This is a genomic window from Haloarcula sp. CBA1115, from assembly GCF_000827835.1.
Lineage (GTDB): Archaea > Halobacteriota > Halobacteria > Halobacteriales > Haloarculaceae > Haloarcula > Haloarcula hispanica.
This window is the reverse complement of the sequence record NZ_CP010529.1, coordinates 1605171-1617777: the sequence shown is the minus strand read 5'-3', so window position 1 is coordinate 1617777 and position 12607 is coordinate 1605171. Positions and strand designations below refer to the sequence as shown.

Sequence of the window (12607 nt, the reverse complement as noted above, 5' to 3'; positions counted from 1 at the left end):
TGAAGTTTTAAATACAAAGAATACGGTGAGTTGCAGATCAAGAAACACGAATAGTATCGCCACACGAATCACACTCGAATAGTGATAGAGACTTATCGGTGATTTGCCGTTCGTACTGATAGCGTCCAGAGTCACAGGACAGACAACTATCATTAATTCGTGGATTCTGGAAACCAGTTTGGTTTTCTGAAAGTTGATTCGAGTCGTCCCAGCTCTCAACGTCGGTCGTGATCTCGGTCATTGTGACACCGTTACCGGAGCTGGCCGAGTGGAGTTCGCCATCAATCTCGATAGAATGTACGCGCCACTCCGGAACGCGCTCATGATTCAACCAATCAGGGCGGTGTTCCGGATCATCCAAGTCGGGACGGTCGAAGCCAGCCAGCACGCCACGAATTAGTGCTTCACCATGCTTGTCGGGTAGTTCCGACTGAAGCATTCCAAGCAAGCCAGCGACACCGACGTTCGGGTATCGGCGGGCTTTCTGCTCAATCCGTTCGACGTATTCGACAGCCTTGTTCTCGAACGCATCATCAGGGATATAGGTGTCATCAGGTATCGGAACGGTTGCGTCTACAGCACCCTGATATTCCGCGCAAAGAGGGCACTGATTCGACCCATCAGGGTGGTAGCACTGCCGATCAGCCGTTGTCTGTTCACAGGCACGCCAGGCGTCAACCCAGTCGTCCCATAGCTCGGTCGAGCCACCGTCGGGAACGATTTCAGACGACTCGGCAGGAGAGGTATCAACCCGGTGGTTTGTGAGTGTCTGAGATTGGTCGATACCATGCGGTGAGCCACATTCAGCGCACTCGATAGTGTTAGACCCTTTCTCGGAAACAGTGAGACGGTCGCCGTGTTGACCTTCCAGATCCGAGTGTGGCGATTCGTGCCGCTGTCGACAGCGATCAGCGATAGCCGCCCATCGAGCCGAATCAGACCGGGAAACGGTTCGGATGTTTCCGGCGGTCATTGCAGCTGCCCAAGCGATGTAGTAGGGAGATCGTTCGAACAGGTCAAGCGGATCGATAGAAGCGTAATCCGCAACGTAGGCCGCGAGGTTCTCGACCGATTCAGGATCACGTACTGAAACAGGCGTGTCGCAGTCATCACACGCACCTTCGGCGGCGTCCCACGGGTTCGGTGCTGTATCCGCGTGTTCGGGACACGGAGTATTCGTGTGTGCATCACGTCCAGCACCCTCGGTGGCGGAAACGTGGGTTTCCATAACAGGAGCGAAATCAGACTGTGAAATTTTGCCGTCGACGACAATGATCGAGTGTTCGTGAGCGTAGCACTGGTTTTGGCCGCTGCCTGGATGTGGCTCTAAAACGCGCCAGAACTGCCATTCATTGTTCTCGAAACCGAGCTTGTCGAGTACGTATCGAAGCTTCTGGTAGACTTCGCGCCATGGCTCACGGACCCTATTTGCATGATCGACAGGACCAATCCGAGTTCCATCAGGGACAGAGGAAGCCGAACGAGTCAGGAACGCGACGGAGGGATTATCGAACGTGGCTTCAGTTTCGCCACCCGACGGGCGTGAACCACCGGTAAGTTCGCGGAGCCAACCCTGGCACTGTGCATAAAATTCGCGCTGATAATCGGGAGACCACCGATCAGACGCCGAGAAACTGAATTTCGTGTATTCGGGATCACGAGGCCAACCGTATTGGAGGTTAATTGTTGTCTGACGGGTCCGTTCATGGGATTCAAGTAGGTTCTCGACTGCGACAGCCCACGGGACACCTTCGATTTCGGTAACTCGTTCACCTGAAACAGATTTGCGAACTACCCAAGAGTCAGCTGCATCAGCAGGTGAAAGGGAAAGTCGGTCAATCTCGTCGCCATGAGATTCAGAAACATGACCTGCTGGGTCTTGCGTAGCGGGCATGAAAAACGACTCACAGCGTCCACAGTAGTAGAGAATGTCGGAATCCCAGGTCTCGGTAGAAAAATCAGTGTAGTCCTCTCGGATCGGAGTTCCGTCCTCGAATGCAACAGGAACATCCACGAGATTGGGACACTCCTCGATGAACGACCAGAGAACGTCGTCAGTACTTGGTAGGTCAAGTTCGTCGGATTCAGAAGTTTGGGCTTCAGCGTCTTTCCCGGCGGTTTCACACTTATTCTGATTGGTTTGCCGAGAGTCGCTGGCCGCTGGTTGCCCCTCACTCATCGAACTTGGCAGAAGAATCGACAGCGTTCGACAGCGACCGCACAGCATCCCCACGTTCCGGGCCTTCGGCCGGGCTTTCGCGTTGGGATTGCCCCCGTCGCTCCGCTCGGGGGCGTGCGCTCTCTCGGTCGGTCGGACCCCCATGTGAGGGGGCCGCTCCCTCCGCTCGCTCGCTTGTGGCGGAGTTTAGGACTGCTTCAGGAATGTCATTGAAGCAGGAATAGCAGAGGTCGAACCGAGCAGCGTCTGTATCGGTGTGATTGATACAGATCGCTCCGCAGTCATCGCAGGCGTAGTGAACGTACTCCGACCAGGAGGTCACGGCTGACCACCTCCTTCGAGATCGAGGATTGCAGCTGAGACCTCATCTCGAGTGTGTCGGTGAGCCTCAGTTAGTGTGATTGCTGATGCCGTGGTATCACCGCTCGGCGCAACAGAGACTAACTCGAAACATAGCTCGTCGACGAAAACCCAGTCGGTCATCGAGAACCACCGTCCTCGATCTGCTCGATAGCTCGACGAACTTCGTCGTCGGTTGCCTCTATGAGACGGGACGCACGAACGAACTCGTTTGGAGGGAACGGCCAGTCCTCAGGAGCGGGGGAACTCAAGAATCATCACCCCGTTCACGTCCCGGAACAATGGAAATCGACAGCAGGCGGAGGGGGCCGTTCAACTGCTGAACGAAGTCCGAAAAACGAGTCTCAGCTGAGAATTGTAAGCGGTCGAGAGACGACCTGAACCGTGATATATCGGTATTTGAGCGTAGAAGTTCGAAACCGACGATTTCGGGACGGGCACGGTGGGATTCGAACCCACGACCGTCGGATATCTTCCCCCGATGGCAGCGCCAGCGGAGATAGAAGTCCGACGCTCTATCCGGACTGAGCTACGTGCCCTCGCTGTCGTGTACTTCCGGTAGTGACAAAAGAAATGCGGAACGCGATCGCCGGTCAGTCACCGTGGTCGAGGTCTTCTTCGACGTCATCAGCCGTCGTAATGGCGTTGACGTTCCCGGTCTGAATCGCGGTCAGCCCGTCCAGCTCACAGAGGGCGTCGATTTCGTCCTGCGTGGTCGAGACCAGCAGGTCGTCGAACTGGAGGTGGCGCTCGACGGTCGCGCCGGCGGCCGCCACGGCCGCGGCGACACGGTCGGGGTCAGCATCCTCAGCCGTTTCGAGAAGCAACTCGACAGGCTCGCCTTCGATTGGGTCCGCACGCAGGCTCTCGACGGCACGGGAGACGTACATCACTCGGACGAGGGACCGCCGGGGCCTTGATTGTGCTGTTCGGGGTGGTCGAAGCGGGCCTCCGCGACGGCGAAGGCCAGCGTGCTGACCAGACCAAGCAGGGTCCCGCCGGTGAGCATCACCGCAAGGTACTCCAGATCCCGAATCCCGAGGAAGAAGGCGCTGACGGCGTGCAACACGGCGGCAATCGACAGGACGTAGAAGGGGGCGTTGAGATACCGCCAGCGGAAGCTCCCGTCGAGGTACTCGTCGGTCACGCGGCCGAGGCTGGAGGTGATGCCGGCGGCGGCGAACCACTGGATCGCTCCCGAAACCAGCGACGCGATGACTTCCAGAGCGTCGGGGTCGGTCTGGCGTTCGAGTTCCTGAACGCCGCTGACGCCGCCGATAGCGAGCAGCGCGGCCGCGACGACGTAGGTGATGATCGTCACGCGCCCGGCGTACAGTCCGGACGTCGTCCGCTCGACCGCTTCGTCCAGTATCTTCTCAGCGCCGAGGCCCCGGGCGAGGATGTAGAGCCCAAGCAGGCCGGAAATGACACCAAGCGCGGAGCCGGGGTAGCCCAGCGCCTCGATGGCGATTGTCAGCGGGTAGATGAGCAGGAGTATGCCAAGCGGGACCAGAATTGTGCCGCGGGTCTCCGGATCGTCGAGCACCTGCTTGATGGTGTAGTACATCGATTCGAGGTTCTGGGCCTGGCGGACGACGACGCGGCGGACGCCGTCGATACGGACCCGCGAGCGGATGACAGGGACCACCGATTCGTCCTGTGCGCCGTCGGTGACGATGAGCGCCCGCACGTCCTCGCTGGCCGCCAGCGACGCGAGAACGGTATCGACCTCCTCGCCGACCGCCCGGTTGGCGGCCACGTCGCTCCCGTCGACACCGGTGACGGCCGCGACTTCGACCGGTTCGTCGGTGATGTCGTCGTAGATGTGGACGCCCTCGAAGAGGACGTTCACGTCGGAGTCCTCCGGGTCGTTCGAGGCCAGCGCCACCGCTGCATCTACGACGGCATCGCGCCCGATGACTGGCGTCTCGATGCCGGTCTTACGGCCGAGGTCGTCGTCGAGGTCGATACACAGCACCAGCAGCATCTACCGGCGCTACGCCGTCTGTGTTTAACTTCTTTCGGGACCGCCTCACCCTGATTCAGGCAGCGTCCCCCGGGTCCGCCGCTCGACGAGCAACAGCGCGGCGAGCCCCAGAATGATGAGCGTGTACGCCGCTGCGGCGGTGAGCGCGGCCTGTTCGGAGCTGTACTCACCGGTGCGGAAGATGATAGCCTTCCGGACCATCGCGATGACACCCGTGTAGATCACCAGACGGACGATGCGGCGCGTCTCGCTTTCCTGCGTGTACGCAACGACGGTCTGGTACACCTCGACGATAATAAAGAGGAGCAGGGCCGTGTCGATGAAGCCGACGACGACCAGCGGATCGGTGATGTCGCCGCGGAGCGCGCTTTGGAATATCTGGAGGGTCAGGTCGAAGACGCCGATGGCAAAGAGCAGGACCAGCACCAGCGCTGCGACGACCTCGACGTATCGGATGAGCGACTCGCTGACCCCAAGCACCCTGTCGTCGAACGACTCCGCTGCCGGCAGTGGCCCGCCCACGGGGTCGGACTCCTCGTCATCCATACGGACGAGAGGGGCCCCAGCCGATTCAACTTTATCCAGTGGAGTCCCCGTCCTCAAGGAGCAACGCAACGAGCGGAGCGAGTGAGTAGCGCAGTAGGATGGGGAGGAAACGATCATCATGTTCAGAGGTTGTCCGAAGCAGCGTGGCACTCGGAGTGGGCGTTCGACCGACTGTGCGAGTACGTCGAGTACAAGGCCGAAGCCGAAAGGTTGTTCGTGGATACGACGAATCCAAAGAACACGAGCAAGCGGTGCGCCGAGTGTGGGTTCATCCACGACGAGAATCGCCCGTCACGCGATACGTTCGAGTGCCAGAAGTGTGGGAATCAGAATCACGCTGACTACAACGCTGCCAAGAACGTGGCAGATGTGTATCTCCGACGCGAGCAACAGTCCTCGCGTGGGAGGGGCGTCAGTCAATACGCCCTGAAGTCCGGGACAGTGACGCCAAGTCGGGGATACACCCCGTACCCTGACGGGTTCGAGGCAGAGTCCACGGACAAACCCCACCCTCAATGAGCGAACCCGTCAAGGTGAGCGAAGTAGGGTAGAGTCGTTGACAGCAGTCCCTATCTAGCGTGGCCCGGGTCCGCCGGCCGCGGCTCGAATGATTCCGGGGGTGTGCCCAGCCTGGCGACGAGCCACAGGACCGGGAGCAACAGTACGCTCCCGACGACGAAGGGCGACCAGTAGCCGACGGCGAAGTACAGTCCCCCCATGACCGGCGGGCCGACGGTCCGGGCGAGACTGCCAGCGCCCTGCGTGATGCCGAAAGCGCTTCCCTGGAGGGCCGCGCTGGCCTGCTGGGAGACCAGCGCTGTCAGCGTCACCGAGAGGATGCCGTTGCCGAGCGGCAGCACTGTCAGCACGAGAAGCAAGCCAAGCAGGTCAGCAGTAAGAAACGGGACAAGCGCGGTCAGGTCGGGAAGAACCGAGCCGATGGCCCGCGAAGCCGGGATCGCGCCGACGCCGACGACAAGCAGCCCGGTCCCGAACAGCGAGAGCCGGACCGGGCTGTAGCGGGCCGAGAGGCGGCCGACGAGGACACCCTGCGTGATGACCGCGACGACGCCGATATATGTCAACAGGAGCGCGCTCTGGGCGGCCGTGTAGCCGTAGATGTCGGCGACGTAGGGGACGAACATCACCTGAACCCCGGAGAAGGCAAACGAGACGAGGAAGAAGGCCGCGAGCAGCGGCCGGAGGCCTGGGGTCGCGACTGCCGTCCGGAGCTGGGTGATTCCCGACGTGCGCTCTATCGTGGTCGAGGTGGACGCGGTTCTGGACTCAGGGAGAAAGAACAGTGCGACGAACACACCGGCAAGACTAGCGGCCGCGGCGGCGAAGCTCGGGATCGAGAACCGAGAGATGGGCACAGCCGCCGGCAAGAGACCGGCGACGGCGGCGACCGTGGCGTCGAAGCTCAACACCGCGCCGATGCCGGGGCCGAAGATGAACCCGAGGCCGAACGCGGCCCCGATGAAACCCAAGGCGGCGGCCCGGCGCTCCGGCGGCGTCACGTCGGCGACGTAGGCCTGCGCCGTCGAGAGGTTGCCGCCCATCGCGCCGGCCAGCATCCGGGACAGAAACAGGAGCCACAGCGCGTCGGCCAGCCCGAACACAGTCCACGCGACGACGGACCCACACAGCGATACCACCAGCACCGGGCGGCGGCCGACGCGGTCCGACAGCGAGCCAAGCAGCGGCGCGAAGACGAACTGCATCGCGGAGTACGAAGCCGCAAGCAGTCCGATGACGAACTCCGTCCCGCCCGGGAACGTACGCGTGTAGTACGGGAGGATGGGGATGATGATGCCGAAGCCCAGCAGGTCCAGAAAGACGACGAAGAAGACGACCGCGAGGCCGCGACGGCGGCGGGACCCGGTGATTCCGGTCCCGGTGTCTGTCATACAACCCTCTGCGTCGGGAAGCCGGATAAGGGCGCTGGGGAACGTGCGCACCGTTCGGACCACGTCCATGCCGTCCCGTCCCACGCCAGGCCCGATGCGCACGCTTTTTCCCGCTGGGAGCGGTGGCTAGAGACAATGATTTCCGAGGGCTGCGAACAGTGCGCCAAAGGCGGCAAGATGGTGCTGTTCGTCTACGGCTACTGCGACCAGCGAGACTGCTTCTACTGTCCCCTCGGGGAAAACCGCAAGAACGTCACCCAGATGTACGCCAACGAGCGTCCCGTCGAGGACGACTCGGACGTCATCGAGGAGGCCAAGCGCATGAGCGCGCTGGGGACTTCCATCACGGGCGGCGAACCCCAGGAAGTACTTGACCGGACCTGTCACTATCTGGAACTGCTGAAAGACGAATTCGGCGAGGACCACCACACGCACCTCTACACCGGTATCCCCGGCGGCCGCGAGAACATGCGCCGCCTCTCGGAAGCCGGCCTCGACGAGATCCGCTTCCACCCGCCTCTAGAGCAGTGGGGCGACCTCCACGGGACCGAGTGGGAGGACATCCTCTACATCGCCCGCGAGGAGGGGCTGACACCCGCCTTCGAGATTCCCGGTATCCGCGCCGAGGAGGAGTTCCTCGAGTTCCTCGACGAGGGCGCGGCCGACTTCTGTAACATCAACGAGTTCGAGATGTCCGACGGGAACTACCGCCGGATGCAGGAGGAGGGCTTCGAACTGAAAGAGGACCACATGAGCGCCGTCGAGGGGTCCCACGACATCCTGGAGAAGATGGGCGACCACGAGAAGGTGTACTTCTGTACGAGCGTGTTCAAAGACGCCGCCCAGCACCGCTCGCGGCTCAAGCGGATGGCCCGCAACATCCGCCGGCCGTTCGACGACGTGACCGACGACGGGACGCTCGTCTACGGGAAGGCGTGGACCTCCGAGGCTCGGCTTGAAACCCTCGGCGTCCCCGAAGAGTACTACACCGTCAAATCCGAGCACGTCGAACTCGCCTGGTGGCTGCTGGAGGAGATGGTCGAGGAAGGTGACGTCGAGAAGGGCGAAATCGTCGAGCAGTACCCGACCTACGACGGGACGGTCGTCGAGCGGACGCCGCTGTCCAACGGTGCTGACGCTGGACGGGCAACGGCTGACGACTGAGACCAGGGTTCTGTTTTTCTGTCCGGTTTCTGCATCACACAGGCCTGTGCTGTCCAGCCGTGGCTTTATCTATCAGCTAAGAGAAATGCCGGTGACCCTCCATGCGCCTGGCTATCGACAGCGGGAAACTCCTGTACGCACTCGGTATTCTGTTCGCCGCGGCGGCGCTCCTGTATTTCGTCCGGGACGTCGTGTTTGATCTCTCGATAACGGTGAAAGCGGCGCTGCTGTTGCTGGGCTTTGTTGCGCTGTTCGTTGCGGGCGTGGCCCTCGAACGGGACGTGCTTGACGTCGTAGCCTTCGCTCTCAGTGGCGTGACCTACGTCGTGTTCGCCGGCTACGTCGTTGTTCGGTATTCGCCGGGTGAAACTGGCACGTTCCTGTTGCTCGCCGCGTCGGCGGGACTGTTCGTCGGGCTCGGCTACGCGCTCCGGGCAGGGATTCCGACACCGTCGCGCCGAACGGCGACGGTCGCGCTCGGCGGCCTGCTCGTCGTGAGCGGGGTGCTCGTGGGAGCCGACGCGCTCAGTGGCGGGGTGACCTACGATGTGCAGACAAACGAGTCCGTCACCGTGTCGGTCCCGGAGCCGGAGACCCCGGACAGGTACCCGTACATCGAGGCGGAAATCGGAGCCGTTACCGCATCGAACCCGTCACCGTTCCTGCGAGCGCTAGACCTCCCCTCGCTTTCGGGCTGTCTGGTCGGGCCGACAGACCACCCGCAGGACAGCGTGTACGTAGACACCGATATCCAGTGGGACGAGGACACCATCGGCGCTTCGACGACGAAGTCCTACGCCGTCACCGCCGAGTTGCCGATTGACCCGAACCGGACGGAGCCAAAAACGTACGCCATCGAGCGGGACATCGACTGTAGCGCCGAGCGGCCCGAGCCGACGATAGCGATTCAGGTCGGCGAAAGCGACAGATTAGACTGACTACTCCAGTTCTGTGAGACACTCCTGACAGTAGGAGGCGTCTTGCATGTTCGGCGTACCGCAGGTGCCACAGGTCACGACCGACATATTGGTCTCCGACAGCGGTGACGCCTCGTCGTCGGTGAGCGTGTCGACTGGCCAGTCGGCTCTGGTAGGCGACTGGTCCCGCATCTCGGCGCGCTGGTGGACCTGCTGGATGAGCTCGTCGTCACGCATCGCTTCGAGGCCACACCAGAGCCCCAGAAACAGCAGCGTCGGCGCGACGATAACGAACAGGCCAGCGATGACGCGCAACGCCAGTTCCACCTGGCCGAGCGACATACGGTAACAATGGGCTGGAACGTCGAGTATCCTTCGCCGCATCCGTCGGCTTGCGGGCCGTCAGGCCGCGTCGACGCCTTCTTGTCCCGTCTCGCTGAAGACAGGCTGTGAGTGACCCTATCGTGGCAATCGGTGGCGGGCTCGCCGTGGTCTTGCTCCTCGGGTTGAGCGCGTTCTTTTCGAGCTCGGAAATCGCGGTGTTCTCGCTACAGAAGGACTGGATAGCACAACAGGCGGCGACGGGCGACCGACAGGCCAAGGTGCTGGAGGAACTGTACGACAACCCACACCGCCTGTTGGTGACGCTGCTAGTCGGCAACAACATCGTCAACATCGCGATTTCGAGCATCATCACTGTCCTCGTCGCGAGCTATCTCTCCCCGGGACCGGCGGTCGTTGCAACCACGGTCGTCACCAGCTTCCTCATCCTGATCTTCGGCGAGATCGTGCCGAAGGCGTTCGGCCTCGGCAACGCACAGAAATGGGCACTGACTGTCGCATCGCCGGTCCGGATCGTCGAGCGCGTGCTCTCCCCGCTTATCACGTTGTTCGATGGCATTACCAGTCGCATAAACGCCCTCATTCCCGTCGAAACCGACATCGAGAAGCCGTACCTGGACTGACCGTCAGTACTGGTACAGAGAGACGACGAACGGCAGTTTGTTGTACATCCAGATCGCCAGCGGGAGACCGATGATCGTCACCGATAGCGCGTACGCGACGCCGGTCCAGACGCCGCTGGCCCACCAGCCGACGAAGACGAACCAGACCGCGCGGACGAGCAGCGAGTGTTGCGAGCCACCGTCGGTCTCTGTGACGAGTCGGTCGCGTCGCTTGAGCGTCAGCACGAGCGGTACCCTGTTTATCATCTTGATGCCCAGCGGGATGCCGATGATCGTGACGTTCAGTAGCCACGCGACCGAGAGCCAGATGCCAGTGACCCACCAGCCGACGAGCAGAAACCACACCGCCCGAACGAGGAGGGACCGCTGTTCACTCATACTTGGAACCTACCCCGGCCGGCATCATAAGCTTCCTGTCCGGTGTGTGAGGACAGAAACCGAGCCAGCCACACAGTGTGGGTCCGGCGTTACGCTTCGAACCCGTCTTCGAAGACGAACGTCCCGTTCCGCTGCACGACTTCGCCGTCGACTTCGATGAACGAGTCCTCGCTCATGTCGACGATCATGTCGACGTGGACGGCCGATTCGTTTTGCTCGTTGTCCTCGCCAACCGTCTCGTCGTAGGCTCGCCCTACCGCCATATGAACGGTGTCACCCATCTTTTCATCGAACAGCATATTGTAGGAGAACTGGTCGATATCCCGGTTCATTCCGATACCCAGTTCGCCGAGTCGGCTCGCACCGTCATCAGTCGACAACACCTCTGTCAGGAGGTCCTCGTTCTTGGCGGCGCTGTGCTCGACGACTTCGCCGTCCTCGAAGCGGAGGAAGACGTCGGTCACTTCCCTGCCCTGATGGTACAGCGGCTTGTCGAACAGCACCTCGCCCTCGACGCTGTCGGAGACTGGCGCAGTGAACACCTCACCGCCGGGCAGGTTCTTCTCGCCGTAATCGTTGAGCGTCTCGTTGCCGGCGATAGACATCGTCACGTCGGTCGTCTCTCCCGAGACAATGCGTACCTCCTCAGCGGGGTCGAGTATCTCGACCATCTGTGCCTGGTGCTCGCGAACGGCGTCCCAGTCTTTGAGGACGGCGTCCCAGACGAAGTTCTCGTACCCCTCTGTGGAGGTCTGGGCGAGCTGGGCGTTCGCGGGCGCGGGGTACTGGGTGAGACACCAGGTCTTCGAGAGCCGCTCGTTCAAGAGTGGCTGCTGGGACTGCTGGTAGGCGGCTGTCGTTTCGGGGTCGACATCGCTGGTCTCGGTGACGTTGTCGCTGCCCTTGATAGCGATGTACGCGTCCATCTCCTCGTACAGCGCCTCGATGTGGCTCGGCGTCTCGAACTCGTCCCGGTTGCGGAGGTAGGCGCGCCGGAACCGCTCGCCGAGGCGGTTCTGCACAACGAGCGGGTTCGCGCCGCGGTCAGCGGCGAACTCGTGTAGCGCGGTGACGAGGTCCGAAGCCTGCGGGTGGGCGTCGATAACGAGGTTGTCGCCTTCGCTCAGGTCGATAGAGTGGTCGACGATGACTTCTGCGTGTTCGCGAATACGTGGGTCCATACAGATAGGCACCACCGACGGCCCCTAACCGTTACCCTCCCGGCTACTTCTTCTTGCTCTGCTGGAACCCTTCTTTGAATCCCTGGAAGGTCCGCCGGAGCATCAGATACATAAAGAAGAAAAACAGGAGCACAGCAGCGAGGAGCGCGTAGGTGAGCAGGTCAGCCATACCGGCGGTTGTCGAGCCGACATCAAAGTCCTTTCGGGCGACCCGGCTTCGGGCGTCTACCGGTCGATATCGGAGGGTAAAATACGGGTTTGACCGATAGCTACAACGATCACTGTGCTTTGGCAAAGACTCATAATCCCATAGAACATACAGATAGTCATGTCGTTGCTGCCCTCTCGGGACCCGGCGACCCCGGACGCCGAACCCCGAGTAATCGGTGTCGACAGTGATGATGCGGACGACGTGCTGTCGGCACTCTCGGCAGAGACAGCGCGCAACTTACTGTCAGAGCTAAACAAGGAGCCAGCACCGCCGTCGGAGCTGGCCGACCGGGTGGATACGTCGCTACAGAACGCACAGTATCACCTGAAAAAACTCAAAAACGCCGGTGCGGTCGAGGTCGTCGATACGGCCTACTCAGAGAAGGGGCGCGAGATGGACGTGTTCGCGCCGGCCAACCAGCCACTCGTTATCTGTGCCGGCGACGAACAGGAGACGTCGGGGCTGCGGGCGGCGCTAGCGAACATTATCGGCGGGCTCGCGATCATCGGCTTCGCCAGTCTGCTGGTCCAGCAGGTGTTCGGGAGCGGACTTGGGTCGCTGTTCGGTGGCCCGACAGTGTCCTCCGGGAGTGCGGACACTGACCCCCGGAATCCGAGTCTCTACGCCGAGAACGCTACCGTGACGGACGGCGGCTTCGAGGCCACTGCGGGTGCGCTCGACACCGCCGCACAGGGCGGCGCTGAAGCCGCCGCTGCTGTGATTCCGCCGGGACTGGCGTTCTTCGCCGGCGGCGCGTTCGTCATTGCAGGCATGGCGGCGCTGTGGTACATGCGCCAGTAGCCGCCGAT

General features: G+C 61.6%; 13 protein-coding genes, 1 tRNA gene and 1 pseudogene. 5 read left to right on the top strand and 10 right to left on the bottom strand.

Going from position 1 to position 12607, the window contains the following annotated elements:
- Positions 1 to 37 precede the first annotated feature (37 nt).
- From SG26_RS20725 to SG26_RS07980, 5 genes are all read right to left on the bottom strand, one after another.
- Positions 38 to 2179 (bottom strand): hypothetical protein, encoded by a 2142-nt coding sequence (locus tag SG26_RS20725; protein WP_175055146.1) that lies wholly within the window; start codon positions 2177 to 2179, stop codon positions 38 to 40.
- 794 nt (positions 2180 to 2973) lie between these two features.
- Positions 2974 to 3078, bottom strand: a tRNA-Arg gene (locus SG26_RS07995).
- 54 nt (positions 3079 to 3132) lie between these two features.
- Positions 3133 to 3429 carry a hypothetical protein gene (locus SG26_RS07990; protein WP_014039060.1) on the bottom strand — a complete coding sequence of 99 codons (297 nt, stop codon included), beginning with the start codon at positions 3427 to 3429 and terminating at the stop codon, positions 3133 to 3135.
- Positions 3429 to 4526 (bottom strand): DUF373 family protein, encoded by a 1098-nt coding sequence (locus SG26_RS07985; RefSeq protein ID WP_014039059.1) that lies wholly within the window; start codon positions 4524 to 4526, stop codon positions 3429 to 3431. The genes SG26_RS07990 and SG26_RS07985 overlap by 1 nt, the downstream gene beginning before the upstream one ends.
- Positions 4527 to 4571: 45 nt before the next feature.
- Positions 4572 to 5072, bottom strand: a complete 501-nt coding sequence (locus SG26_RS07980; protein ID WP_014039058.1) for a phosphate-starvation-inducible PsiE family protein — start codon at positions 5070 to 5072, stop codon at positions 4572 to 4574.
- Between the two features lie 126 nt (positions 5073 to 5198).
- On the opposite strand from SG26_RS07980, the pseudogene SG26_RS07975 reads away from it, so the two are divergent.
- Positions 5199 to 5591 (top strand): annotated as a pseudogene (locus SG26_RS07975) (zinc ribbon domain-containing protein); the annotation flags it as partial.
- A 50-nt stretch (positions 5592 to 5641) separates the two neighbouring features.
- Here the strand turns inward: SG26_RS07975 and SG26_RS07970 are convergent.
- Positions 5642 to 6982 carry an MFS transporter gene (locus SG26_RS07970; RefSeq protein WP_050037294.1) on the bottom strand — a complete coding sequence of 447 codons (1341 nt, stop codon included), beginning with the start codon at positions 6980 to 6982 and terminating at the stop codon, positions 5642 to 5644.
- 135 nt (positions 6983 to 7117) lie between these two features.
- Here SG26_RS07970 and SG26_RS07965 point away from each other — a divergent pair, with 135 nt between their 5' ends.
- Together SG26_RS07965 and SG26_RS07960 are read left to right on the top strand one after the other, a co-directional pair.
- Positions 7118 to 8146, top strand: coding sequence for a radical SAM protein (locus tag SG26_RS07965; protein ID WP_050037293.1), 1029 nt, complete (start codon positions 7118 to 7120; stop codon positions 8144 to 8146).
- Between the two features lie 101 nt (positions 8147 to 8247).
- Entirely contained in the window at positions 8248 to 9084 is an 837-nt protein-coding gene (locus SG26_RS07960; protein WP_014039055.1) for a hypothetical protein, read from the top strand.
- Here the strand turns inward: SG26_RS07960 and SG26_RS07955 are convergent, their stop codons facing one another.
- Positions 9085 to 9405, bottom strand: coding sequence for a hypothetical protein (locus SG26_RS07955; RefSeq protein WP_050037292.1), 321 nt, complete (start codon positions 9403 to 9405; stop codon positions 9085 to 9087).
- A 107-nt stretch (positions 9406 to 9512) separates the two neighbouring features.
- Here SG26_RS07955 and SG26_RS07950 point away from each other — a divergent pair, with 107 nt between their 5' ends.
- Positions 9513 to 10028 (top strand): CNNM domain-containing protein, encoded by a 516-nt coding sequence (locus SG26_RS07950; RefSeq protein WP_014039053.1) that lies wholly within the window; start codon positions 9513 to 9515, stop codon positions 10026 to 10028.
- A 3-nt stretch (positions 10029 to 10031) separates the two neighbouring features.
- Here SG26_RS07950 and SG26_RS07945 read toward each other — a convergent pair whose 3' ends face one another.
- From SG26_RS07945 to SG26_RS21935, 3 genes are all read right to left on the bottom strand, one after another.
- A complete protein-coding gene (locus tag SG26_RS07945; protein WP_008307173.1) occupies positions 10032 to 10406 on the bottom strand; it encodes a YccF domain-containing protein in 375 nt (124 codons plus the stop codon).
- Positions 10407 to 10495: 89 nt separating this feature from the next.
- The gene (locus tag SG26_RS07940) at positions 10496 to 11587 is read right to left on the bottom strand and encodes an aminopeptidase (protein ID WP_044951539.1); all 1092 of its coding nucleotides are present in this window, start codon (positions 11585 to 11587) and stop codon (positions 10496 to 10498) included.
- Between the two features lie 43 nt (positions 11588 to 11630).
- Entirely contained in the window at positions 11631 to 11756 is a 126-nt protein-coding gene (locus SG26_RS21935; RefSeq protein ID WP_004959992.1) for a hypothetical protein, read from the bottom strand.
- 159 nt (positions 11757 to 11915) lie between these two features.
- Here SG26_RS21935 and SG26_RS07935 point away from each other — a divergent pair, with 159 nt between their 5' ends.
- On the top strand, positions 11916 to 12599 hold the full coding sequence (locus tag SG26_RS07935) for a helix-turn-helix domain-containing protein (RefSeq protein WP_050037291.1): 684 nt from the start codon (positions 11916 to 11918) through the stop codon (positions 12597 to 12599).
- The last annotated feature ends 8 nt before the right edge of the window (positions 12600 to 12607 follow it).